The organism is Sinorhizobium fredii USDA 205, from assembly GCF_001461695.1.
Lineage (GTDB): Bacteria > Pseudomonadota > Alphaproteobacteria > Rhizobiales > Rhizobiaceae > Sinorhizobium > Sinorhizobium fredii.
This window is the reverse complement of sequence record NZ_AUTC01000141.1, coordinates 33,393-59,164: the sequence shown is the minus strand read 5'-3', so window position 1 is coordinate 59,164 and position 25,772 is coordinate 33,393. Positions and strand designations below refer to the sequence as shown.

General features: G+C 64.2%; 18 protein-coding genes. 7 read left to right on the top strand and 11 right to left on the bottom strand.

Features of this window, described 5'->3' with window-relative positions:
* Positions 1-331: 331 nt before the first annotated feature.
* A complete protein-coding gene (locus tag N181_RS17010) occupies positions 332-1,405 on the top strand; it encodes a LacI family transcriptional regulator (RefSeq protein WP_060563611.1) in 1,074 nt (357 codons plus the stop codon).
* Between the two features lie 107 nt (positions 1,406-1,512).
* Here N181_RS17010 and N181_RS17005 read toward each other — a convergent pair whose 3' ends face one another.
* The 5 genes from N181_RS17005 to N181_RS16985 are packed head-to-tail and all read right to left on the bottom strand — an operon-like array spanning position 1,513 to position 7,459.
* Positions 1,513-3,021 carry an aldehyde dehydrogenase family protein gene (locus N181_RS17005; protein ID WP_037398620.1) on the bottom strand — a complete coding sequence of 503 codons (1,509 nt, stop codon included), beginning with the start codon at positions 3,019-3,021 and terminating at the stop codon, positions 1,513-1,515.
* Entirely contained in the window at positions 3,021-3,800 is a 780-nt protein-coding gene (locus N181_RS17000) for an enoyl-CoA hydratase/isomerase family protein (protein ID WP_037398623.1), read from the bottom strand. Before N181_RS17000 ends, N181_RS17005 begins: the two co-directional genes overlap by 1 nt.
* Entirely contained in the window at positions 3,793-5,412 is a 1,620-nt protein-coding gene (locus N181_RS16995) for an acyl CoA:acetate/3-ketoacid CoA transferase (RefSeq protein ID WP_060563609.1), read from the bottom strand. Before N181_RS16995 ends, N181_RS17000 begins: the two co-directional genes overlap by 8 nt.
* 5 nt (positions 5,413-5,417) lie before the next feature.
* Complete coding sequence (locus N181_RS16990; protein ID WP_037398629.1) at positions 5,418-6,419, bottom strand: Gfo/Idh/MocA family protein; 1,002 nt, start codon at positions 6,417-6,419, stop codon at positions 5,418-5,420.
* Entirely contained in the window at positions 6,416-7,459 is a 1,044-nt protein-coding gene (locus tag N181_RS16985) for a LacI family DNA-binding transcriptional regulator (RefSeq protein WP_037398632.1), read from the bottom strand. Before N181_RS16985 ends, N181_RS16990 begins: the two co-directional genes overlap by 4 nt.
* Positions 7,460-7,752: 293 nt before the next feature.
* On the opposite strand from N181_RS16985, the gene N181_RS16980 reads away from it, so the two are divergent.
* Entirely contained in the window at positions 7,753-8,925 is a 1,173-nt protein-coding gene (locus tag N181_RS16980) for a dihydrodipicolinate synthase family protein (protein WP_037398651.1), read from the top strand.
* 256 nt (positions 8,926-9,181) lie between these two features.
* On the opposite strand, the gene N181_RS16975 is transcribed toward N181_RS16980, so the two are convergent.
* From N181_RS16975 to N181_RS33220, 3 genes are all read right to left on the bottom strand, one after another.
* Positions 9,182-11,245, bottom strand: a complete 2,064-nt coding sequence (locus N181_RS16975; protein ID WP_037398653.1) for a M3 family metallopeptidase — start codon at positions 11,243-11,245, stop codon at positions 9,182-9,184.
* A gap of 85 nt (positions 11,246-11,330) precedes the next feature.
* Positions 11,331-11,972 (bottom strand): LysE family translocator, encoded by a 642-nt coding sequence (locus tag N181_RS16970; protein ID WP_014330337.1) that lies wholly within the window; start codon positions 11,970-11,972, stop codon positions 11,331-11,333.
* Between the two features lie 109 nt (positions 11,973-12,081).
* Positions 12,082-12,234, bottom strand: coding sequence for a hypothetical protein (locus tag N181_RS33220; RefSeq protein ID WP_153451492.1), 153 nt, complete (start codon positions 12,232-12,234; stop codon positions 12,082-12,084).
* 114 nt (positions 12,235-12,348) lie between these two features.
* Between N181_RS33220 and leuB the strand changes: the two genes are divergently transcribed.
* Complete coding sequence (leuB, locus tag N181_RS16965; protein WP_037398635.1) at positions 12,349-13,461, top strand: 3-isopropylmalate dehydrogenase; 1,113 nt, start codon at positions 12,349-12,351, stop codon at positions 13,459-13,461.
* A gap of 126 nt (positions 13,462-13,587) precedes the next feature.
* Positions 13,588-14,280 carry a phosphatase PAP2 family protein gene (locus N181_RS16960; protein ID WP_037398638.1) on the top strand — a complete coding sequence of 231 codons (693 nt, stop codon included), beginning with the start codon at positions 13,588-13,590 and terminating at the stop codon, positions 14,278-14,280.
* A gap of 131 nt (positions 14,281-14,411) precedes the next feature.
* Here the strand turns inward: N181_RS16960 and N181_RS16955 are convergent, their stop codons facing one another.
* Positions 14,412-16,304, bottom strand: coding sequence for an MFS transporter (locus N181_RS16955; protein WP_037398641.1), 1,893 nt, complete (start codon positions 16,302-16,304; stop codon positions 14,412-14,414).
* A gap of 513 nt (positions 16,305-16,817) precedes the next feature.
* Between N181_RS16955 and N181_RS16950 the strand changes: the two genes are divergently transcribed.
* Together N181_RS16950 and N181_RS16945 are read left to right on the top strand one after the other, a co-directional pair.
* A complete protein-coding gene (locus N181_RS16950) occupies positions 16,818-17,852 on the top strand; it encodes an aspartate-semialdehyde dehydrogenase (RefSeq protein WP_037398643.1) in 1,035 nt (344 codons plus the stop codon).
* A 178-nt stretch (positions 17,853-18,030) separates the two neighbouring features.
* A complete protein-coding gene (locus tag N181_RS16945) occupies positions 18,031-18,852 on the top strand; it encodes a lytic murein transglycosylase (RefSeq protein ID WP_037398646.1) in 822 nt (273 codons plus the stop codon).
* Positions 18,853-18,931: 79 nt separating this feature from the next.
* Here the strand turns inward: N181_RS16945 and N181_RS16940 are convergent, their stop codons facing one another.
* Both N181_RS16940 and pdxY read right to left on the bottom strand, forming a co-directional pair.
* Positions 18,932-19,579: a carbonic anhydrase gene (locus N181_RS16940; RefSeq protein ID WP_014330344.1), complete on the bottom strand. Its 648-nt coding sequence runs from the start codon at positions 19,577-19,579 to the stop codon at positions 18,932-18,934.
* A 137-nt stretch (positions 19,580-19,716) separates the two neighbouring features.
* Positions 19,717-20,595 (bottom strand): pyridoxal kinase PdxY, encoded by an 879-nt coding sequence (gene pdxY / locus N181_RS16935; RefSeq protein WP_060563606.1) that lies wholly within the window; start codon positions 20,593-20,595, stop codon positions 19,717-19,719.
* Between the two features lie 282 nt (positions 20,596-20,877).
* On the opposite strand from pdxY, the gene N181_RS16930 reads away from it, so the two are divergent.
* A complete protein-coding gene (locus tag N181_RS16930) occupies positions 20,878-25,665 on the top strand; it encodes an NAD-glutamate dehydrogenase (protein ID WP_037436917.1) in 4,788 nt (1,595 codons plus the stop codon).
* Positions 25,666-25,772: the final 107 nt, after the last annotated feature.

Sequence of the window (25,772 nt, the reverse complement as noted above, 5' to 3'; positions counted from 1 at the left end):
TTTTCCTCCCGTTTGCAAGTTACCGAAGCGGAAGCTCCTCCGCTTTTTTGGATTGTCTGCCCCCTCCCAAGGGGCAGTCTGGGCTTGCGGCATACGCCGCCCGCACAATTTAAAACGTTACAAATCACCGCAAGTCAAGCGGAGGGCGAACTCCTGCCTTCCGTGGACCGAAACTGACTGATTTCACTGCACTATACGGCATGCAGTGCATGCTGCAATGCAGCAAAAACGTTGCTGCCCAGCGATTTATAACGTTTGCATGATACGATTGCTTATAGGTTCGCGTCACGTTACAAATGCCGCTCTTGACCGCTTGCAGGAAAGCACCCGCTTGGCCGATCCTTCGAAACCCGCCCGCCCGGGAAGTGCCGCGCCAAGACACGGCAAGCCGACCCTGCGCACCATCGCCGATATCACCGGACTGGCCGTCACCACGGTGTCGCGGGCGCTTGCCGACGCGCCGCAGATCTCTGTCGACACGCGCCATCGCGTCCGCCAGGTGGCGCTCGACATCGGCTATTCGCCGGACCGCGCAGCGCAGCGCCTGAAGACCGGCCGCACGAATGTGATTGCCGTGCTGCTCGCGCCGCATGAGGAGATCCTCGGCTACGGAACCTCCGTGATGGCCGGCATCGCCAAGGCCTTGCAGGGCACCGCCTATCACCTGATCGTCATGCCGAACTTCCTCGACGCAGCGAATATCGATGCGGTGAACTACATCATCCGCAACGGCATGGCCGACGGGCTGATCTTCTCGCGCACCGAGCCGCTCGATCCGCGCGTCAAGCTGCTTTCGGAGGCCGGCTTTCCCTTCGTCACCCACGGCCGCACCGAGCTTGCCACGTCCCATCCCTTCGTCGACTACGACAATTTCACCTTCGCCTATGAGGCGACGCGGCGGCTGATCGCCAAGGGGCGGCAGAAGCCCGCGCTGATCAGCGGCCCGGCCAGCTTCACCTTTGCCGGCCATATCCTGCATGGCTTCATGACGGCAGTGCGCGAGGCGGGCTGCGCCTATGAAATCCTTACCGACATCGACCTCGACAGCCCGGCCGGCGCGATCCGCGACCGGATCCGCCGGCGCCAGGCCGACCCGGATCCGCCGGATGGCTTCACCTGCGGCGGCGAGGTCTGCGCCCTGGCGACGATCACCGGCATGAGCGACTGCGGCCTGACCCTCGGCGTCGAATACGACATCGTCGCCAAGCAGACGTCGCCACTGCTCGGCGCCATCCAGCCGCGGGTCGACACCATCTACGAGGACCTCACCGAGACCGGCGAGCACATGGGGCGCATCCTGCTGCGCCGCATCGGCGGCAGCACGGATATCGGCGAGCTGCAATTGCTGCTCGATCCGGAGCGGCGCTTCAAGACGGGGGTAACCGCCGGCGATCGGACCGTCTGAGGCACGCGCAGCCGGAGCGAGAAGGCGCGGAATCGGCCGCCCCCTCGTCATCCTGCCTGCGAACATCGCCAACGAACTCATCGCCGAACAGCCTCCCAATCCCGATCTCAGCGCGGCATCCACCAGTTGGTGCGCTGGCCGATATGCATGTTGAGCGTCTTGGTCTCCGTGTAGTCCTCCACCGCATGCCGACCGAGTTCGCGGCCGAGGCCCGATTGCCGGTAGCCGCCGAAGGGCAGTTCCGAGGCGCCATCCATGAAGGTGTTCATCCAGATCGTGCCGGCACGCACACTCCGTCCGATCGACAGGCACGTATCGAAATCGCGGCTCCAGACGCCGGCCGAAAGCCCGTAATCAATCGAATTGGCGATCCGGACCGCCTCCTCGGTCGTCTCGAAGGTGAGCACCGAGAGGACCGGCCCGAAAACCTCCTCGCGCGCCACCGCCATGTCCGGCCGGACGGCCGAGAGAATGGTCGGCGCCATGTACTGGCCCATGCCGAGATCGAGCGCCGCGCCGCCATGGCTGACGGCCGCGCCCTCGACCGCGGCAGCAGTTACATAGCCGGCAATCTTTTCGAGATGCTGCGGCGTGATGATCGCACCGACCTGCGTCTCGGGATCGAGCGGATCGCCGACCTTGACCTTGGCCGCCAGCGCCGCGATGCGTCCGGTTACTTCGTCGGCAATGTCGCGATGCAGGATCAGCCGCGAGCCGGCATTGCAGCATTCGCCGGCATTGAAATAGGCGCCGAAGACGGCCGCATCGACGAACGCGTCGAGATCGGCGTCGGGGAAGACGATCTGCGGGTTCTTGCCGCCGAGTTCGAGCGACACCTTCTTCAGGGTCTGCGCCGCATTCGCCATGGTCAGCCGGCCGACGCCGGTCGAGCCGGTGAAGGAGACCATGTCGACATCGGGATGGGTGGTGAGCGGCGCGCCCGCTTCCGGCCCGGTGCCGACGATGATGTTGACGACGCCGGCCGGCACGCCCGCCGCTTCGAGGATCTCGCCAAGCACGAGTGTGGAGGCGGAGGTGAGTTCCGAGGGCTTGACCACCGTCGTGCAGCCGGCGGCCAGCGCGAAGGGTAATTTCTGGCTGACGATCAGGAAGGGGAAGTTCCAGGGCGTGATGATCGAGACGACGCCGATCGCTTCGCGCAGCACGACGCCAAGCGTCCCCTCGCCGAGCGTATTGTAGCTTTCGCCGGAAAGCTCGCGGGCAAGCGCTGCCGCATAGCGCCAGATATCGGCAGCACCGGCCAGTTCGCCCTTCGCCTGGCTGATCGGCTTGCCCGATTCGATCGCGTCGAGAAAGGCGAGCTCGTCGGCGCGGGCGGCGATCATGTCGGCGGCGCGGAGCAGAATCAGCGAGCGTTCCGACGCGGTCATGCGCGGCCAGCGGCCATCATCGAAGGCGCGCCGCGCCGCGGCGATGGCGCGCTCGGCATCGACCTTCGTGGCCGCCTGGTAGCGGCTGACGACGACACCATGCCCGGGCGCCACGCGCTCGATCGTCCGGCCCTCGGCGCCAGCCACCCATTGACCGTCGATCAGCATCCGGAATTCGCGGACCTTGTCGTCGCCGAGCGGCTTCGGCCTTACCAGTACGGTCATCACCATTCTCCCTTGAAGCGCGCTTCGCGCTTTTCGCTGAAGGCCGCGACGCCCTCCTTGAGATCACCGGTCTTGGCGACGAGGATCGAGCCCAGCGTCTCGACGGCAGCGCCCTTGTCCTCGCCGCTCGCCGAAGCGATCATCAGCTTCGATATTTCGAGCGCCGCCGGACCACGCGACGCGACGCGCGCGGCATAAGCCCGCGCCGCCGTCATCACCGTGCCGGTCTCGACCACCGCATCGACGAGGCCTTCGGCCTTCGCCTCCTCCGCCGTGAACGTCTCGCCGCCGAGCACCATGCGGCGGACAATCTGCGCGCCAAAGCGCGAAACGAGCCGTTGCGTACCGGACCAACCGGGCACCATGCCGAGGCTCGTTTCGGGAAGCCCGATCCTCACCTGTTTTTCGGCGATGCGGATATCCGCGGCCGCCGCCAGTTCCAGACCGCCGCCGAGCGCATGGCCGTTCAAGGCGGCGATCACCGGCATGCGCAGCGTCGCCAGCCGCTCGAAGACGCGGTGGCCGAAGCGCACCCAGTCGTGGCCGAAGGCCGCAGGCTCCATGCCGCCCCAGGCCCTGATGTCACCGCCAGCGGAAAAGGCCTTGCCCTCGCCGGTGAGGATCGCCACCCGCACATCGCGGTTCGCCTCGACGGTATCGCAGGCGGAAGCAAGCGCCTTCAGCATGTCGATGTCGAAGGCATTGAGTTTCTCGGGCCGTGCGACCGTCATCGTCGCGATCGCGCCGTCGATCTCGATGCGGATCCGTTCGTCAGCCATGCGTGCCCCCTGCGATCTCGCGCCGCGGCTTGGCTGGCAGCGTCAGGCCTATCGGCGCCTCGTGGAACAGTGCCGCGTCCGTGACCTTCAGCTTGTCGGAGACGATCAGCGGGAATTCCGACTGGTCGAGGATATGCGCCTGGAGATCGACGCCCGGAGCGATTTCGGTCAGCACGATGCCTTCGGGCGTGAGCTTCATGACGCAACGCTCGGTGACATAGGTGATGTCCTGTCCCTGCTCGATCGCCCGGCGACCGGAGAAGGTGACGTGCTCGACCTGATTGACCAGCTTCTTCAGCTTGCCTTCCTTCTCGATGACGAGCCTGCCGTCGGCGACGGCAAGTTTCGCGCCGGCATTGAACATGCCGGAAAAAACGATCTTCTTCGCCCGCGCCGTGATGTCGACGAAGCCTCCTGCTCCAGCCGTCACATGCGGGCGGAAGCTGAGCTTCGAGACGTTGACCGAGCCGGTACGGTCGATCTCCAGGAAGGAAAGCAGCGAGGCATCGAAGCCCGCGCCCTGGAAATAGGTGAACTGGTAGGGCGACGGCATGAAGGCGTCGGCGTTCGACGCGCAGCCGAAGGCGAAGTCGAGCAGCGGCACGCCGCCGACAGCCCCCTGCTCGATCACCCAGGTGACAGCGCCATGCAGGCCTTCTTCCAAAAGGATGCGCGGCACATTGGCCGAAATGCCGAAGCCGAGATTGACGGCGCTGCCTGCCTCGAGCTCCTGCGCGACGCGGCGCGCGATCACCTTCTGGATGTTGAATTCCGGGACGCGGAAACTGTCGAGCGGCCGGAAGATCTCGCCTGAAATGGCCGGGTCGTAGGGCGTCAGCGTCGTCTGTTTCTGGTCCGGATCGACGACGACGTAATCGACGAGCACGCCCGGCACCCGCACGTCATGGGGCTTCAGCGAACCTTCCTTGGCGATGCGCTTGACCTGGGCGATGACGATGCCGCCATTGTTGCGGGCGGCCAGCGCTTGGTCGAGCCCGCCGAGATAGGCGCCCTCGTGCTCGTAGGTGAGATTGCCGCGCTCGTCCGCCGTGGTGGCGCGAATGATCGCCACCTGCGGCGCGATCGCCTTGAAATAGAGCCAGTCCTCACCCTCGAAGGAAATCTTCTTGACCACCGGCTCGGCGGCAGCCGACGCATTCATGGCGCAGCCTTCCCGCGACGGGTCGACGAAGGTGTCGAGCCCGATCTTGGTCATCACCCCCGGGCGTTTCGCCGCCGCCTCGCGATGCATGTCGAAGAGGATGCCGGAGGGGATGTTGTAGGCCGCCACCTCGTTGGCGCCGATCATCTGCCAGATCAGCGGCGGCTCGGCACTGGAGGGCCCGGACGGATAGGAGCCGCCGATGATCTTCTTCAGCAGGCCCTTTTTGGCGATGTAGTCGACGCCCTTGATGCCGCTCATGTCGCCGGCGGCGATCGGATGCAGGGTCGTGAGGCCGCGCGGATGGCCCGTCGCGTCGAAACGCTCGCCGATCGCCTTCAGCATCAGGTCCGGGCAGCCGAGACCGCTGGACGAGGAGACCGAAACGACGGCACCGTCCGGGATCATTGCGGCCGCTTGTGCCGGCGAAATATGCTTGCTCACAGACATGCGCGTCAAAGTCCCGTTTCGATCTGGGCGGCGACGCCGGTCGCCGCCGCCTTGACGACGGCAAGGCCCGTGGCCAGCGACCAGACGCCGTCCTCGCCGGTTGCCGAGGGCCGGCCGTTTCCTTCGATCGCGGCATGGAAGGCGCTCACGCCCGTCTCGTAGAGATTGCGGTGGTCGAGCGGCAGCTCGACCTCGCCCTCTTCGTTGCGCAGCGTCACCGTCCCGACCGGGCGCTGGGACATGACGTTGCGGCCGATCAGCGAACCGTCCGTGCCGTGCACTTCAAGCCCGGTCTCGGCGTATTTCGTGGTGAAGGCATCATGGAACTGCGCAATCACCCCGGAACGGAAGCGCAGGACCCCCATGACGCCGTCCTCCAGCCCCTCCTTGCCCATGCCGGCACTGTGGCTGATCGCCACCGCCTCGATCGGGTCGTCGTCGAGAATGAAGCGCAGCGTATCGGCATCATGCACGGTGATGTCGAGAATGACGCCGCCGCCGGCATCCGGCCTTTCGAGCCGCCAGCCCTGCAGATGCGGCGGCAGGTAGACGGCGTGGAACACCCGCGCCGCGATCGGCCTGCCGATCCGGCCGGCGGCGATCGCCTCGCGCATGGCGCAGTGCGTGGCGGCATTGCGCAGATGATGGTTGGTGCCGAGCACGACGCCGGCCTCGCAGGCCTTCAGCACCATTTCGCAGCCGTCGTTCAAGTTCATCGCCAGCGGCTTTTCGCAGAGCACGTGCTTGCCAGCGTGAATCGCCGCCAGCGCCTGGGCGTGATGCAGCTCGTTGGTCGTCGAGATATAGACGGCATCGACCTCCGCATCGCCGACGAGGTCGTCGAGGCTGGTCACGGCCTTGGCGATGCCGTTTTCGGCGGCATAGGCCTGCCCACGCTCCTCGCTCGAGCTCATCACCGAGACGACTTCGCCGCCGGCGGCGCGGATCGCGCCGATCACCCATTCGCGCGCGATCGTGCTCGCGCCGATCAATCCCCATCGAATCATGACGAAATCTCCTTCACTCTGCGCTCGACGGTGCCGCCGCAGCTCTGACGAACGACGAGCCGTACGGGGCTGACGATCGCTTCGGGCTCCGCACGCCCGGCCATGATCTGTTTCAGGAGCAATTCCGCCGCCCGCTCGCCCATGCCCTGCGGGTCGACGGAAACGGTGGTCAGCGCCGGCACCGCAGTCTTCGCCTCGATGACGTCGTCGAAACCGATCACCGCAAAGTCGGCGCCCGGCTCGAGCCGCCGGGCCCTGAGCCCGTCGCACACGCCGAAAGCGACCGCGTCGTTGAAGCAGAGCGCCGCGGTCGGCCGCTCCTTGAGCATCATCGCCTGCTCGATCGCCGTCACGCCGCCGGCGCGCGACGGCGCAGAACCGATGACCAGCTCGTCGACGGCAGGCATTCCCGCCTCGCGCAGCGCATCACGAAAGCCGCGCATGCGCGCCTCGAAGACGGCGGTATCCGGAAAGCCGCCGAGGAAGGCGATGCGGCGATGGCCGCGCTCGATCAGATGACGGACGGCGGCCATGGCGCCGGCATGATTGTCGGAAATCAGCGACGACACCCCGGCGTCCGCAATGTCGCGCACGACGAGCACGACCGGAATGCCGCTGGCGACGAGCGGCGCAAGATCGGACACTTCCGTACCGCGCGCCGGCGAGATGATCAGGCCGGAAACGCCGTGCTCGCGCATCGAGGCGATGACCTCGCGTTGGCGTTCGCTCTTCTCACCGGTGTTGGCCAGGAACTGGACGAAGCCGGCGGACTGCACCACTGCATCGACGCCAACGGCGAGCTCCGCAAAGAAGCTGTTCGTCAGGTCGTTGACGACGATGCCGATGATCTTCGATTTCGACTGACGCAGATTGGCGGCACCGCGATTGTAGACATAGCCAAGCTCGCGGATCGCTGCGTTCACCTTGGCGCGCGTCGCCTCGTTGACGAGCGAGCTTCCCTGCAGGACGAGCGACACGGTCGACTTCGACACGCCCGCGGCGCGCGCTATGTCGACGACCGTCACCCGCTCCCTCGCCATCACTGCCCTCCCTCGGCAATTCGCCTGTTGCATCCTTAATAATTGGAACGTTCCAAATCCGTCAAGAGGGCTTTGTTCACTTTTTTTGAGACGTCTCACGAAGCATAAGCGCTTCACGTGAGGGAGAATTTTTGCCAAATACGTTTATCTTTCAGCAGAATAGGTGTGTTCCGCGTCGATAAAAAGCCGGACATCACAGTGGACCGCTCGGCAGAGCTCGAAAAATATTCCGCCTTGCATTTTGGATCGATCTAAATTATTCGATGCCGCGAACTTGAGGAGGATCAATGCCGATGACCAGCCTTTTGATGCCGCGCCAAAACGGCTCGCTCGAAGAATACCGACTACAGGGGACACCGATCGCTCGGCCGGCGACCGTGCCGAGGTTCAACCGCATCGCCTATGCGGCCGCCCATGTCGTTTCCGATCCCTTGCGCGACGCCGATCCCTGGGGCAATCCGGCGATCGACTGGGAGGCGACTATGGCCTTTCGTCATCACCTGTGGAACCTCGGCTTCAAGATCGCCGAGGCGATGGACACCGCCCAGCGCGGCATGGGGCTTTCCTGGACGGGCGCCAAGGAGCTGATCCGCCGTTCGCTCGCCGAAGCGCGCAGCGTCCCGGGTGCGGATCTCGCCTGCGGCGCCGGCACCGACCATCTTTCGCCCACGGAGGCCCGTTCGATCGAGGACGTCATCGCGGCCTACGAGGAACAGATCGGCTTCGTCGAGGGGGAGGGCGGCCGCGCCATCATGATGGCGAGCCGGGCGCTCGCCCGCGTGGCGAGCTCCGGCGATGACTATCGGCGTGTCTATGGTCATATCCTCGCCCAGGCGAAGGACAAGGTGGTGCTCCACTGGCTTGGCGACATGTTCGACCCGCAACTCAAGGGCTATTGGGGCTCCGAGAATTTCGACGAGGCTCTCGAAACGGTGCTGTCGATCATTAAGGAGAACAGCGCCAAGGTCGAAGGCATCAAGATTTCGCTGCTCGACAACGCCAAGGAAGTGGCGCTGCGCAGCCGGCTGCCGGACGGCGTGCTCTGCTTCACCGGCGACGACTTCAACTATGCGGAACTGATCGAGGGCGACGGCACGAAATACAGCCACGCCCTGCTCGGCATCTTCGACGCCGTCGCGCCGTCCGCCTCGAAGGCGCTTGCCGCCCTGGCAGATGGCGATCTCACCACCTTCCGCGGCGTCATCGAGCCGACCGTGCCGCTGTCACGCAAGATCTTCGAGGCGCCGACGCAATACTACAAGGCCGGCGTCGTCGTTCTTGCCTGGCTGAACGGCCACCAGCGCCATTTCACCCTGCCGGCCGGCCTGCAATCGGCCCGCGGACTGCTGCACTATGCGGATATCTTCCGCCTCGCCGACCAGGCCAATGTGCTCGACAGGCCGGAACTGGCGGCAGCACGGATGCGCAACCTGCTGGCGGTTCTGGGGGTAGAGCAGGCGGCGTAGCATCTCGGCTTCGGAACATTGCACCCATCTGTCAGCCGCCACGTGGCCACCATCCCGGAACCCCTCCCCACAAGGGCCACAAGGGGGAGGGGCTTTGGTGCCCGTTGCCGCCGACTGCCATTCCCAAACGTCGAACCTTCCTGCAGCGACCGAATAAAGGCGAGGGGGCGCGGCAACAAGCCCCTCCCACCTCTGAGGAGGGGTTGGGGAGGGGCGAACGTTCGCAGTTCCGCCCCGACAGTTCAGGATCTGCCCGCTACGCCGCCAGCCCCTTCTTCGCCAGCATCGCCTCGGGACTCGGCAGCTTGCCGCGGAAGGCCTTGTAGGCGTCCTCCGGATCGATCGCCCCGCCGACCGAATAGATGTGGCCCTTGAGCTTCTCCGCCATCGCCGGGTCGAAGGGATCGCCGGTCTCCTCGAAAGCGGCGAAGGCGTCGGCGTCGAGCACCTCCGACCACATGTAGGAATAATAGCCGGCGGAGTAACCGTCGCCTGAGAAGACGTGCAGGAAATGCGGGCTGCGATGCCGCATGACGATCGATTTCGGCAAGCCGATCTTGTCGAGCGTCGCTGCCTCCAGCGCCATCGGGTCGCTGATGCTTTCGGCCGTATGATAGGCCATGTCGACAAGCGCCGACGAAGTGAACTCAACGGTGGCGAAGCCGGAATTGAAGGTTCGGGCGGCCAGCACCTTGTCGAGCAGTGCCTGCGGCATCGGCTCGCCGGTCCGGTAGTGCACGGCATATTTCTTGAGGATTTCCGGCACCGTCAGCCAATGTTCGTAGAGCTGTGACGGCAGTTCGACGAAATCGCGCGAAACGCCAGTGCCCGACACCGACGGGTAGGTGACGTTGGACAGCATGCCGTGCAGCGCATGGCCAAACTCGTGGAAGAGGGTGCGGGCGTCGTCGATCGAGAGCAGGGCGGGCTTGCCGTCGGCGGGCTTGGCGAAATTGCAGACATTGTAGACGATCGGGATTTCGCCGACGGCGCCGTTCTTCAATCTCAATTTGTGCTGCGACTGGAAGGAGCTCATCCAGGCGCCGGAGCGCTTCGAGGAGCGGGCGAAATAGTCGCCGAGGAAGAGCGCCACGAGCTTGGTCGAAGCGTCGCGGATCTCGAAGACGCGCACATCCGGATGGTAGGCGGCGATCCCCTTCTTTTCCGTGGCGGTGATGCCGAAGAGGCGACGGGCGACGTCGAAGCAGGCGTCGATGATCTTTTCGAGCTGCAGATAGGGCTTCAGCTCGCTTTCCGAGAAGCTGAATTTTTCCGCCCGGAGCTTTTCGGCATAATGGCGCCAGTCCCAAGGCATGACCTCGTGGTTGCGGCCCTCGGCGGCAATGAGCTTGGCGAGATCCGCCTCCTCCTCACCGGCGCGCGCCACCGCCTTTTCCCAGACCTGCATCAGCAGGCCGTTCACGGCCTCGGGCGTCTTCGCCATGGTGTCATCGAGCTTCAGCGACGCATAATTCTCGTAACCGAGCAGCTTTGCCTTCTCGGCCCGAAGGACAAGCGTCTCGGCGATGATGCCCCGATTGTCGGTCTCGCCGCCGTTTTCGCCGCGCGCCGTCCAGGCCCTGAAGGCCTGTTCGCGAAGCTCGCGGTTTTCCGAGAAGGTCAGGAAGGGCTCGATGATCGACCGCGACAGCGTCACCGCGTATTTGCCGTCCTCGCCCCGGTCGCGCGCCACAGCCGCCATCGCATCCTTCAGGAAATCCGGCAGCCCGTCCAGTTCCGCCTCGCTCGCCAGCAGCAGCGCCCAGCTCTTCTCGTCGGCCAGCACATTCTGGCCGAATTTCGCGCCAAGCCCGGCGAGCGTCTCGTTGATCGCGGCAAGCCGGTCCTGCGCCGGCTTTTCGAGCTTGGCGCCGGACTTGACGAAACCCTTCCAGTGCCGCTCCAGGACGCGCGTTGCCTCCAGGTCGAGGCCGAGCTTTTCCCGCTTCTCCCACAGCGTGTCGATGCGGCTGAACAAGGCCGGATTCGTGCCGATCTTCGAGTAGTGGCGTGACATCTTCGGTGCGATGTCGCGCTCCAGCGCCTGAATCGTCTCGTTGGTGTGGGCACCCGCCTTGGTCCAGAACAGCGCCGAAACGCGCGACAGCTCGTCTCCGGCAATCTCCAGTGCGACGACGGTGTTCTCGAAGCTCGGCGGCTCCGGATTTCTGGCGATCGTATCGATCTCCGCCTCGTGGCTCACGAAAGCGGCATCGAAGGCAGGGGCGAAGTCCTCGTCCTTGATCGCCTCGAAGCGAGGCAGGCCCTCATGGCCGGTCCAATTTACCAGGGCGGGGTTGAGCGAAGCGTTGACGATCATGGGATTCCTTTCGCATGCGGAGCGCGGCGCGACGATCAGGGCGAGCCGGACGAGATGTTTGAAGTGGTTGATAAGTGCGGCCCCTTCAAGGCTTGCGCAGGCCAAGAAGACCCGGCGCCGCGTGCCAGACCGCCTGCACCGCAAAGCCGATGAACAGCAACCCGGAAAGCCGAACGATGGTGAGCTCATGGCGCCGATAGAAGCGCCGGACGACGGAGGCGCCGATGATCGCGATCAGGATCACGTCGGCGATCAGGAAACCGATCAGCGACACGGCGAGTAGCATCGGCAGGGCGTTGAATTCCAGCGCATTCGCGGAACTGGCGAGCAGCGCCGTGAAGGTCGCGAGCGCCACCGGGTAGCCCTTGGGATTGGTGAGGCCGAAGATCAGCCCGCGCCGCAGCGGCCGCTCGACCGTCATCAGCGCCCGGTTGTCGCCCTTCGGGCGGGCCCTGAGCGCCGTCCAGCCGATCCAGGCGAGATAGGCGCCGCAGAAAAGTCCGAGGATGTCGAAGATCGCCGTTCCGATCGACCGCGCACCGACGATGGCGACGAGCGCCAGCGTCGACCAGAGAATATCGCCGGCGAGATGGCCGCCCATGAACAGCGCGCCGGCTTTCCGGCCCTGACCGGCGCCGATGCCGAGCAGCGCCAGGAAGGCGGGGCCGGGGATCAGCGTATAGGACAGCGCGGCAAGGAAGGCACCGACAAGAAGCGTCTCGGACATCTTGGAAACCCCGGTTGCAATTCGGCCATTCGAGCCTCCGGCGCCGATTCCGTCAAGCGGAAACGGCAATGGCGGCAAACCGGCTTGCCTGACCGGCTTGCTAGGCAGATCAGCCTCGGCGCGAAGGCTTGCGGAAGGTGAGAATGTCCATCGTGTCGCGGACCAAGGCCGCGATGGCTCTGATGAGCTTGCGCATGGTCTTTCTCTCGCGCTGTGCTGACCGGTGATCGGTCGCGGCATTTTCCTCCCGCCAGGGGCGCACGACTGTTTCCAGGGGAACGCCTTGGGCACGCACAAATCTTTCGCCGCCGCGATTTCCCTCGATACGAAGTTGCGCTAAGAACCGCCCGAGTTTTCCCCTCGAGAAGGACTATCCATGACTGTGCGCAATCTCTTCCTTCTGCCCGGCGACGGCATCGGCCCGGAAGCCATGGCGGAAGTCCGCAAAATCATCGCTTACATGAATGCCGAGCAGGATGCCGGCTTTGTGACGGACGAGGGGCTTGTGGGTGGATCCGCCTATGACGCCCATGGCGCGGCGATCTCGGAAGGGGACATGGCGAAGGCGCTGGCCGCCGATGCCGTGCTCTTCGGCGCGGTCGGCGGACCGAAATGGGATGCGGTGCCCTATGAGGTGCGGCCGGAAGCCGGCCTGCTGCGGCTGCGCAAGGATCTCGAACTCTTTGCCAACCTGCGTCCCGCCATCTGCTACCCGGCGCTTGCCAAGGCCTCCTCGCTGAAGGCGGAGCTGGTCGAGGGCCTCGACATCCTGATCGTCCGCGAACTGACCGGCGGCGTCTATTTCGGCGAGCCGAAGGAGATCATCGACCTCGACAACGGCCAGAAGCGCGGTATCGACACGCAGGTTTACGATACCTACGAGATCGAACGCATCGCCGGCGTCGCCTTCGAACTGGCACGCACCCGCAATAACCGCGTCTGTTCGATGGAAAAGCGCAACGTCATGAAGTCGGGCGTGCTCTGGAACCAGGTGGTTACCGAGACGCACAAGGCGAAGTATTCCGATGTGCAGCTCGAGCACATGCTGGCCGATGCCGGCGGCATGCAGCTGGTGCGCCAGCCGAAGCAGTTCGACGTCATCGTCACCGACAACCTGTTCGGCGACATGCTCTCCGACGTTGCCGCGATGCTCACCGGTTCGCTCGGCATGCTGCCATCGGCCTCGCTCGGCGCACCGGATGCCAAGACCGGCAAGCGCAAGGCGCTTTACGAGCCGGTGCACGGCTCTGCGCCGGACATCGCCGGCCAGGGCATCGCCAACCCGATCGCGATGATCGCCTCCTTCGCCATGTGCCTGCGCTACTCCCTCAACCTGGTGAAGGAAGCCGACAATCTGGAGAAGGCGATCGCCAACGTGCTCGACAAGGGCATCCGCACCGGCGACATCATGGCGGAAGGGTGCCAGAAGGTCGGCACCGTCGAGATGGGCGACGCCATCCTCGCCGAATTCAAGGCGCTCTCGGCCTGATCGGCCCTTGCAGCACCACAAATTACCCAGACACCTCCGGATGCACTCCGGAGGTGTTTTTCTTTGTAATCCCTTGATTTTTCCGCGTTCGTTTTCACATGCAGGAAAGCGACAGGAAAGACCGACATGAACCAACCGCTTGCCTCGACAGGCTGGATCGTGCTGACGACGATCGTCCTCGTATTGGCTCTCGTGCCTTTCGATCCGCAATTGTCGGAATGGGCGCAAGCCCTGCCGGACGAGATCGTCGACTTCAACCGGACGATCACCGACGTCGGCACTTTCGCCTGGATGATCTATACCTCCGCCACCCTGCTCCTGATCGCCTTTGTCGTCCGCCGCGCTTCGCGGCGCGACACGATCCGACAGCGGGCCCGAACCGCGCGCAATCTCTCGGCCTATTTCCTGTTGACGATCGGCACGGCAAGCGCGCTGGTGCATGGGCTGAAGTTCCTGATTGGCCGCGCCCGCCCGGAACTTTTCGCCGACTATGGCGCCTACAGCCTGACGCCTTTTACCGGCGACCGGTTGTTCGAGAGCTTCCCCTCCGGCCATTCGACGGCGGCCGGTGCCTTCTTCGGTGCCTTCGCCATGCTGAAGCCTGAGCTACGGCCGCTTTTTCTGATATTGGCGCTGCTGATCGGCGTGTCGCGCGTCATCGTCGGCGCCCACTATCCGAGCGACGTGGCCGCCGGCCTGCTGCTCGGTCTCTGGGTGGCGATGATGGTCGCCTTTCTCTTCGCCCGGCGGGACTGGCTCTTCCTTCTCGACACTGGCGGCTGGCCGGCGCCGAAGGCCACACGGCCTCCGCCCAAATAAAAAGCCGGCGCGAAAGCCGCGCCCAAAGGATCAAAAAAAGCCGGCGCGGAAGCCGCGCCGGAGTCAGGAGAGCTTGATGGGAAGCGGGAAGCGGTTTTCCGACCGCATCCCGCGTCGTGATTCGCGCCCGCTCAGTCCATCTGATGGATGTCGCGGTCCTTGGTTTCCGGCAGGAACAGCAGGCCGATCACCAGCGTCAGGCCGGCGAAGACGATCGGGTACCAGAGACCATAGTAGATATCGCCCCTTGCGGCGCTCATCGCGAAGGCCGTCGCCGGAAGCAGGCCACCGAACCAGCCGTTGCCGATGTGATAGGGCAGCGACATGCCGGTGTAGCGGATGCGGGTCGGGAAGAGCTCGACGAGCAGGGCAGCGATCGGGCCGTAGACCATCGTCACATAGATGACGAGGACCGTCAGAACCGCGATGATCACCGTCCAGTTGACGCGAGCCGGGTCGGCCACCATCGTGAAGGCGCCGCCCTTGTCGATCGAATAGACCGCCATTTCGGTGGCGCCGCCGACTTCGTCCTTGGTGAGCAGCTTGTCGGCGACAAGCTTGTCGGCCGGAACCATGGCCTTCTCGCCGGCGCGGATGGCGCCGGCATCAAGGGCCAGTTCCGGATTGGCAGCAACGAAGCCATCGAGCTTGGATTCCGGCACCTTGGCCGCACCACGCACCAACGGGTAGCCCGAGGCCTGGAGCGCCATGTTGACCTGCTTCTTGAATGCGGAGTCTTCAGCCTTGGCCTTGTCGCCGGCAGCAACGGCGTCGTAGCCGGTGATCGTCGTCTCGCCGATGTTCACGGTTGCCGGCGTTCCCGCGGCGGCCGTGGTCACGACGTCGTAGGGCACCGAGTTGCGGGTGAGAAAGTCCGTCGCGATATCGCAGGACGTCGTGAACTTCTGGACGCCTGTCGGATTGAACTGGAAATTGCAGTCGCCCGGAGCGGCAGTGACCGTTGCACGGATGTTCTGTTGGGCTTCGGCAAGAGCGGGGTTGCCCGCCCAGGTCATTGCCTTGAAAAGCGGGAAGTACGTCAGCATGGCGAGCAGGAGACCGGCCATGATGATCGGCTTGCGGCCGATCTTGTCGGAAAGCCAGCCGAAGAACACGAAGAAGCCGGTGCCGAGCAAAAGCGAGGCGGCGACCATCAGGTTTGCCGACTGGGCATCGACTTTAAGAATGTTCTGCAAGAAGAACAACGCGTAGAACTGGCCGGAATACCAGACGACGGCCTGGCCGACGACGGCGCCGAAAAGGGCCAGGAGGGCGATCTTCGCATTCCGCCACTGGCCGAAGGCCTCCGTCAGCGGCGCCTTCGAACCCTTGCCCTCTTCCTTCATCTTCTTGAAGGCGGGCGATTCGTTCATCTTCAGCCGGATCCAGACGGAAACGCCGAGAAGCACGCAGGAGAGCAGGAAGGGTATGCGCCAGCCCCACTCGGCGAAGGCTTCCTTGCCGACCAGGAACTGCACGAGCAGGATCACCACCAGCGAGAGAAACAGACCGAGTGTCGCCGTCGTCTGGATCCAGGAGGTGAAGTAGCCGCGGCGGCCATGCGGGGCATGTTCGGCGACATAGGTAGCAGCACCACCATATTCACCACCAAGCGCAAGACCCTGAAGCAGGCGCAGCACGATCAGAATGATCGGCGCGGCGATGCCGATCGAGGCGGCACCGGGCAGGACGCCGACCAGGAAGGTCGACACGCCCATGATCACGATGGTGATGAGGAAGGTATATTTACGGCCGACGAGGTCCCCCAGCCGGCCGAAGACGAGAGCACCGAAGGGGCGCACCAGGAAACCTGCGGCAAAGGCAAGCAGCGCGAAGATGTTGCGGGTCGTCTCCGGATACTGGCTGAAGAAGGTCGCTCCGATATAGAGGGCGAGCGACCCGTAAAGATAGAAATCGTACCATTCGAAGACGGTACCGAGCGACGACGCGAAGATGACCTTCTTCTCCTCGCCGGTCATGGGGCCGGCTTTTTTAACGCCGTCCGCTGTTGCGACATGTGCCATTTGATGATCCTCCACTTCAAAAGGCATTTTTGAGCGCCCGTTGGATCGTTCCAGCTCCTCCCCGAAGCCCCGAACGCGGGTCACCTGATTGAGAGGATGTCAGAAAAGCCTTGGCGGAGGCAGGGATGCTTTCGTCCTATGACTTTCGTCTAACGCGGCGATCGGGCGCGGCCGGCGAAAACTGAAGCCCCATATCCGGCCGGGCAATTCAAGGCGGAGAGCGGCCGGCGGCTTGACTCTTGCGGAAAAGCCGGTAAGAGCAGCGGCGAACGAGGAAACCTCAGATGCGACCGAACAGTTCGTCCATCGCTGCGCTGAACCTGCCGGCCCATGCCGGGCAGGCTCGCCCTTTCTCGCTCGATCGCAAAACAACGGCCAAAACGACGACGAAAACCGTCTGACGTCTCTGGCCCTCCGCTCTCTCCCCGGTACGGCCGGGGACAGGAACCTCGCGGACGATCCGCGCGGCTCCGCCTCCACCAGGTGAGGAGAGACAGAAAGAGAGCTTAGAACATGGGTTTCAAGATTGCAGTCGCAGGCGCCACCGGCAATGTCGGCCGGGAGATGCTGAACATCCTTTCCGAACGGGGATTTCCCGCGGATGAGGTTGTGGCGCTCGCCTCGTCGCGCTCCATCGGCACCGAGGTCTCCTACGGCGACAAGACGCTGAAGGTCTCCAACCTCGAAACCTATGATTTCTCCGACACCGATATTTGCCTGATGTCGGCCGGCGGCGCGGTTTCCTTGAAGTACTCGCCGAAGATCGGCCAGCAGGGTTGCGTCGTCATCGACAATTCCTCGGCTTGGCGCTACGACGCCGAGGTGCCGCTGATCGTGCCAGAAGTGAACGCCGATGCGATTTCCGGCTTTGCCAAGAAGAACATCATCGCCAATCCGAATTGCTCGACGGCCCAGCTCGTCGTCGCGCTGAAGCCGCTGCACGACCACGCCAAGATCAAGCGCGTCGTCGTTTCCACCTACCAGTCGGTCTCCGGCGCCGGCAAGGACGGCATGGACGAGCTCTTCAACCAGACGCGCGCCGTGTTCGTCGCCGATCCGATCGAGAGCAAGAAGTTCACCAAGCGCATCGCCTTCAACGTCATTCCGCACATCGACGTCTTCATGGAAGACGGCTACACCAAGGAAGAGTGGAAGGTCCTCGCCGAGACCAAGAAGATGCTCGATCCGAAGATCAAGGTGACCTGCACGGCGGTGCGCGTTCCGGTGTTCATCGGCCATTCGGAATCGGTCAATATCGAATTCGAGAACGAGATCACCGCCGACGAGGCGCGCAATATCCTGCGCGAGGCGCCGGGTTGCCTGGTCGTCGACAAGCATGAGAACGGCGGCTATGTGACGCCCTACGAATGCGCCGGCGAAGACGCCACCTATATTTCGCGCATCCGTGAGGACGCGACCGTCGAAAACGGCCTCAACATGTGGGTGGTTTCCGACAACCTGCGCAAGGGTGCGGCGCTGAACGCCGTTCAGATCGCCGAACTGCTTGTCAATCGCGGCCTGATCAAGCCGCGCAAGCAGGCCGCCTGACGAGGCGACAATCAAGTGTAATACGAACCCCGCTCGGCCACGGACCTTGCGGGGTTTCGCATTGAGGTTCGGGCGGTGGATTCACGTGAAACCATCGCCTGGGGGACGAGAGCGAAACGACGAGCCCGGGCGGGGCGGGCTTTTCAAGTCAATTATTCGGGCTTTGACGGGGTATACCATGCACATGGCAAGGTGCGCAGTGACGGGGCTTGCAGCCCTCATCTCAATAGCAGTTCTTCCCGCAGCCGCCTCGGCGGCGCAATGCGGCAACAACTCCGGCGGCTTTTCCGCCTGGGTTGCCGAGTTCAAGCGCGAGGCCGCCGGCAACGGCATCAGTTCGTCAGCGCTCAACGCGGCACTCGCCAACGTCTCCTATAGCCGGGCGACCATCCGCGCCGACCGCGGCCAGAAGAGCTTCAAGCTGTCGCTCGACCAATTCATGCAGAAACGCGGCGGCCAGGCGATCATCTCGCGCGGCCGCAAGATGCGCGCCCAGAACGCCCGGCTTTTCGACAGCATCGAACAGCGCTTCGGCGTGCCGGCCGGCCCTTTGATCGCGATCTGGGGCATGGAGACCGGCTTCGGCTCCTTCATGGGCAAGGAGCATACGCTCTCCGCCGTTTCGACGCTCGCCTATGATTGTCGCCGCTCCGCCTATTTCACCGACCAGCTCTACGCCGCGCTTCAACTCGTCGAACGGGGTGATCTCAGCCCGGCCGCCCGGGGCGCGGCGCACGGCGAAATCGGCCAGACCCAGTTCCTGCCTTTGAACGTTCTGAAATTCGGCGTCGACGGCGACGGCAACGGCCATGTCGACATGGTCCGCTCCAAGGCCGACGCCCTGGCCTCGACCGCGAACTTCCTGCGCGGCCACGGCTGGCAACCGGGCGGCGGTTACCAGCCGGGCCAGGTGAACTACGCGGCGATCCAGGGCTGGAACGCCGCGAGCGTCTACCAACAGGCGATCGCCATCATCGGCGCCGAGATCGACGGCGACTGACGAATCCCCCGAGGGTTGCGAATTGACCGGGGCGCTGTCCGAAAGGACAGCGCTTCTTGCTTTCATGGGCGGTGCAGTATCACGTGCCAGGCCGGGCGAAATCGCCGGTTTTCGCGTCCATTACCCACAGCTCTCCGGTCGAGATGTCGAACCAGGCGCCATGCAGACGCAGCTTTCCCTTCGATTCGAGGATCTGCACGCAGGGGAATGTCCTGAGATTGGCGACCGAGTTGCGGATCGAGACGCGCTCGAGCGCGCGCTGGCGTTCCGACTGGGTCATGAAGTCATTGCTCTGGATCTGTTCCGCGGCCGGCTTCAGGAGGTTCATCCAGCGGCCGATGAAATCGCCCGGGGAGAGGGGTTCCGCATCCGGATCGAGCGCCGCCTTGATGCCGCCGCAGCGTCCGTGACCCATCACGACGATGTCGCTGACGCGCAACGACTGCACCGCGAACTCAAGTGCCGCGGATGTGGAATGATAGTGCCCATCCGGCTCGTAGGGCGGCATCATGTTGGCGACGTTGCGAACGACGAAGAGTTCTCCCGGGCCGCTATCGAAGATAGTTTCAGGTGCGGCGCGCGAATCGCAACAGGCGATGACCATCGTCTTAGGCTTCTGCCCGCTTTCCGCAAGCGTCTTGTAGCGTTGCTGCTGTTCGCTGAAACGACCACTCATGAAGTTGCGGTAGCCGGTCAGAAGATGTTCCGGAAAGCCCTGCATATCCATCGGTAACCCCGCGTCATCCACTGTCATTCACTGCCGCATGGCTCCTTGGGAAACCATGGGCGTCGAAGTGTTACAGCGACCTTTGCGCGCCTGAAAGGGCGAAGAGCGCTTATGAGCCATTTCTTTTATATCCGCAGCTATTTCTTCACCTGGCTCGGATGCAACAGCCGGCGCATCTGCACCATCGCCATCGGCGTCGCCAGGCTCGGTGCATCCTGTTCGAGCGTCAGTTCGTCGGCGCCGCGTTTGCGGCTGCGCGCGATGATCTCGAACACACTGGCGGTCGCCATCTGCAAAGCGCGCTCCTCGGAAAGCCCCTGGAGAAGCCGCGCCAGAAAGACGGCCGAGAGCAGGTCTCCGGTGCCGTTCGGCGGATTGTCGATCAGCCGGTGCTCGGCAAGCAGCGCGTGCCGCCCGGAAAGATAGAGATTGCCGGTGCCGCCGCTCATCATCGGGATCGCCGACGTCACCAGCACTCGGGACGGCCCGAGACCGAGCGCAGCGTCGAGGATCGCCTGGTTGGTTTCAAGCGCCGCACCGGCGAGCCAGGCGAGCTCGAACCGGTTGGGCGTCGCCAGCGTCGCCAGCGGCAGTAGCCGATCGCGAATGGCGGCAGCGATCTCGGCCGGCACGTAAAGACCGTTCGCGTCGCCGATCACCGGGTCGCAGGCGTAGAAAAGGTCCGGATTGCGTTCACTGAGCGTAGTCACCAGCCGGGCAACGCCCTCGGCCTGGGCTGGCGAGCCAAGGTAACCGGACAGGACGGCGCGTACCTCGCCCACCCAGGGGGCCTTGGCGAGATCATCGATGATGGACTGGAAATCCGCGTCCGGCATCACCACCCGCGTCGAGCGGCCATGGCCGGGATGCCAGGGAAGAATGACCGTCGGCAGGGCCCACACCCGGTGCCCGAGCGTTTCGAGGGCGAACACCGCGGCGCGATTGCCGACGGTGCCGCGAATCACATGGCTGGATATGACGATGACGGCGCCGGAGGCGGCGGGCATTTCGGGCATCGGGCGAGACCATCCTTCGATTGGACGGTGTGATCGCCCGCTGTCGCGGCCCTGTCAACAGGGAGCCGCTCCGGACGATCTTGAAGTTCTGCGGCGTTTTTATTCGTTTTCATCGTTTTTTGAGAAATTTTCGCAAAATCACCCCCGATTTAAATGGATTTAGGTCGATTCTGCGTGAATTTCTCCAAAAACAGGCTCGATTTTGCCCAAATCCAGCATAAAAACGATCGCCATTGACCATGGTTCTGATAGGGTCGACTATCATTTTGGGGGAGCGAATTCATGGGCGTGAAGCATAATCCGAAACGGGACCGTCACATTGATGCGGCCCGCGCGGCAGTAACCAAGATCGGTACCGAAACTCTGCCGCCCGAGATTCTCTTCGGCGGCGCGAGCAACGACGACCTCGATCTCTATTCGCCGGACATGCTGGCGCTGACGGCCGCCCACGCCCGCCAGGAACTGGCGCGCTGGGACGGCGGCAAGCCGCAGGTTTCGGTCGAGACGGTGCCGGGCATAGCGCCGGGTGGAACCGAGGTCTCGATCATCGCCGTCACCGAACGCAACATGCCCTTCCTTTATGACTCGGTCATGGGGGAGGTGACGAGTACCCACCGCGACATCCACCTGGCGATCCATCCCATTCTGGTGACGGAGCCCGGCCGGCCGGCGAAGCTCTTCGACCCGGACGAGCAAAGCGACCCGGCGCACCGCGTCAGCCACATCCAGATCCATCTGAGCAAGCTGACGCCGCTCGAGGAGCGGTCGCTGAGCAAGCGCATCACCGACGTGCTGGAACAGGTTCACCAGACCGTACACGATTGGCCGGCGATGACGGCCCTGCTCGATCAGGCCATGCAGGAACTGGAGGATTACAACGCGTCCCGCAAGAAGAGCGACCGCGACGAGGCGCTCGCCTTTCTTCGTTGGCTAAGGGACAACAACTTCACCTTCCTCGGGATGCGCGAATACACCTATTCCGGCAAGGGTGAGAAAGCCAGCGTCGAGCGCGGCAAGGGCAGGGGCCTCGGCATTCTCTCCAATCCGGACGTCCGCGTTCTGCGTCAGGGCAAGGACGCGGTACTGACGACGCCGGAGATCCTCGCCTTCCTGGAAGGTCCCGACTTCCTGATCGTCACCAAGGCCAATGTGAAGTCGGTCGTGCACCGGCGGGCCTACATGGATTACATCGGCGTCAAGCGCTTCGACGCCTCCGGCAATGTCGTCGGGGAACTCCGCATCGTCGGGCTCTTCACATCGACCGCCTATACCTGCCAGGCGGCGGAGATCCCGCTCCTGCGGCACAAGATCGAGAAGATCATCGACCACTTCGGCTACGATCCGCAGAGCCACTCCGGCAAGATGCTGGCGAATACACTCGAAGCCTATCCGCGCGACGATCTCTTCCAGATCGATGTCGGCGTGCTCGCCGCCTTCTGCGAGCAGATCAACGAACTCGGCGACCGGCCGCGCGTGCGCGTGCTGCCGCGCATCGACCACTTCGACCGTTTCGTGTCAGTCATCGTCTTCGTGCCGCGCGAGCAATACGACTCGGATGTCCGCGAGAAGATCGGCGATTACCTGAAGACCGTCTATGACGGCCGCGTCTCCGCCTATTACCCCGCCTTCCCCGAAGGCGGTCTGGCCCGCGTCCACTTCATCATCGGCCGCTCGGGCGGCAAGACGCCGCGCGTCCCGCAGGCCAAGCTCGAGGAAGCGGTCCGTTCCATCGTCACCCGCTGGACCGACCGTTTCAACCTGTTCGCCCGCAAGGACGGCATCGAGCTTTCGGTCGGCGAGGCCTACCAGGCCGCCTTCACGCCGGCCGAGGCCTATGCCGACCTTAACGGCATAGCCGCCTGCAAGGCGGACGACCCGATTCGCATCTCCTTCTACCACCGCGACCGGGAAAGCCCGGACGCGCTGGAGCTGAAGATCTTCCACGCCGACACGCCGGTCTCGCTCTCCCGCCGCGTGCCGCTGCTCGAAAATCTCGGTTTCCGCGTCATCAGCGAGCAGACCCACGACATCGGCGTGCGCGCCCCTGGGCAAGAACCGCGCGAGGTCGTGCTGCACGACATGGAACTCATTCACCGCGACGGTCACACGCTCAACCTCGCCAAGACGGGTGCCGCCCTGGAGGAGGCTTTCCTCGCCGCCTGGAACGGCACGATCGAGGACGACAACTTCAACCGGCTGGTCCTGCTCGCGGGGCTCACCGCCCGGGAAGTCACGGTGCTGCGCGCCTATTCACGCTACCTGCGCCAGGCAGGGATCACCTATTCGCAGGGTTATATCGCCGAGACGCTGAACAAATATCCGGCCATCGCCGCCGATATCTTCCGGCTGTTCTCGACGCGGCTCGATCCGAAGATTGACGCCAAGGCGCGCGCGAAGAAAACCGGCGCCCTGCTCGCGACGATCGAGGAGGCGCTCTCCGCCGTGCCGAGCCTCGACGAGGACCGGATCCTGCGCCGCTACGTCAACGTCATCCAGTCGACGCTCAGGACCAACTATTTCCAGAAGGACGCCGAGGGCAGGCCGCGTCCCGTGCTTGCCTTCAAGCTCGATCCGAAACAGCTCGAAGGCCTGCCGGAACCGCGGCCCTTCCGCGAAATCTTCGTCTACGGCACCGAAGTGGAAGGTGTCCACCTGCGCTTCGGCAAGGTGGCGCGCGGCGGGCTGCGCTGGTCGGACCGGGCCCAGGACTACCGCACCGAGGTGCTCGGCCTCGTCAAGGCGCAGCAGGTCAAGAACGCCGTCATCGTTCCGGTCGGCGCCAAGGGCGGCTTCTATCCGAAGCAGCTCCCGGTCGGCGGCACGCGTGACGAAATCTTCAGGGCCGGAACCGAGGCCTACAAGACCTATATTCGCACGCTGCTCTCGGTAACGGACAACATCGTCGGCCAGGAGGTCGTGCCGCCCAAGGACACGCTCCGTCTCGACGGCGACGATCCCTATTTCGTCGTGGCGGCCGACAAGGGGACGGCGACCTTCTCGGACACGGCGAACGGGCTGGCGCAGGAGGCCGGCTTCTGGCTCGACGACGCCTTCGCCTCCGGCGGCTCGGCCGGCTACGACCACAAGAAGATGGGCATCACGGCGCGCGGCGCGTGGGAGGCCGTCAAGCGGCATTTCCGCGAGATGGACATCGACATCCAGACGACGCCCTTCACCGTCGCCGGCGTCGGCGACATGTCGGGCGACGTCTTCGGCAACGGAATGCTGCTTTCGGAGAAGATCCGGCTGATTGCCGCCTTCGACCACCGCGACATCGTCATCGATCCGAATCCGGATATCGATCTCTCCTTTGTCGAGCGCAAGCGGATGTTCGCGCTGCCGCGCTCGAGCTGGCAGGACTATGACCGCAAGACGCTTTCGCCCGGCGCGATGATCATCTCGCGCGCGGAGAAACTCGTCACGCTGACGCCCGAGGCGATGGCGGCGATCGGCATCGACAAGCAGAAGGCGACGCCGTTCGAGATCATGAACGCCATCCTGAAGAGCCAGGTCGACCTCCTGTGGTTCGGCGGCATCGGCACCTATGTGCGCGGCAGCAGCGAAACCGACGCCGATGTCGGCGATCGCGCCAACGACCCGATCCGCGTCACGGCGGAAGAGGTGCGTGCCCGGGTCATCGGCGAGGGCGCAAATCTCGGTGTCACGCAGAGGGGGCGGATCGGCTTCTCGCTCGCCGGCGGGCGCTGCAATTCCGATGCGATCGACAATTCGGCCGGCGTCAATTCCTCCGACGTCGAGGTCAACATCAAGATCGCGCTCGCCTCGGCGATGCGCGACGGGCGCCTGACGCGACCGAAGCGCAACACGCTGCTGGCGGCGATGACCGACGAAGTCGGCCATCTCGTGCTGCGCAACAACTACCAGCAATCGCTGGCGATCTCGCTCACGGAAATGCTGGGCCTCGCCAACCGCACGCCGCTGGCGCGGCTGATGGCGCGGCTCGAAGCCGATGGCCAATTGAACCGCAAGGTGGAGACGCTGCCGACGGAACTGGCGATGGGCGAGCGCTACCAGGCGGGCAAGCCGCTGACGCGTCCGGAGATCGGCGTGCTGCTCTCCTATGCGAAGCTGGTTCTGTTCGAGGAACTGATCCAGAGCGAGCTGCCGGACGACGCGTATTTCACCGCGACGCTCGAACGCTACTTCCCGGCAAAGATGCGCAAGAGCTATGGCGGGGACATCCACGGCCATCGTCTGCGCCGCGAAATCATTGCGACGGTGCTCGCCAACGAGACGATCAACCGCGGTGGACCCGCCTTCGTCTCGACACTCACGGACGCGACCGGCTTCCTGTCCGCCGACGTCGTCAAGGCCGCGGTGCTGGCGCTCGACGGTTTCGACCTGCCGCGCATCTATGGCGAGATCGACGCTCTCGACAACAGGATCAGCGGCGGCGTCCAGAACCGGCTTTACCAGGAAGTCGGGCGTATCTTTACGCTGGTCGCCGAACGAGCCTTGCGCACCGGGGCCTCCGAGGGACCCGTGGCCGAGGCGGTGGCTCGGCTGCGCGAGGGGCTGCAGAAGCTGCGCGGCACGATGCGCGCGGCAATTTCGAGCGAGAGCGCCGAGGAGGCGCGCCTAAAGGCAGCGGGCTTCATCGAAAGCGGCGTGCCGGCAAAGCTTGCCGAAGAGATCGCCGAACTGTCGATGATGACCCTGGTCCCCGAGATCATGCAGATCGCCACGGTGACCGGAGAGCCTCTCAATCGCACGGCACAAGGCTACTTCGCGGTGACCGAGACGCTCCGGGTCAACCGGCTGCTGACGGCCGCCGACCGTGTGCCCGCCACCGAACAGTTCGAGGCGATGGCGCTGACACGGGCCGTTGCCGACATAGCCACCGCCCGCCGCGACATCACCGTCGCCGCGCTGGTCGAACAGAAGCGTGAACGCAATCCGATTCTCGCCTGGCAGGAACAGGACCGTGAGCGTGTATCGCGCGCTGGCGACCAGCTGAAGCTCCTGACCGAAAAGGGCGAGACGACACTTGCCAAGATCACCGTCGCCGCAGGTCTCCTCAGCGATCTTGCGCGCGGCAGGGCGAAATGACACATTCCCTTCGGGCCGCTGGCCCGGAGGACTGATTTCGTTCCCGGTTCAAGCGTGGATTTCGACGCATTGGCGCCCGCGCCCCACCCTTGGCGCGGGTCGGCCAG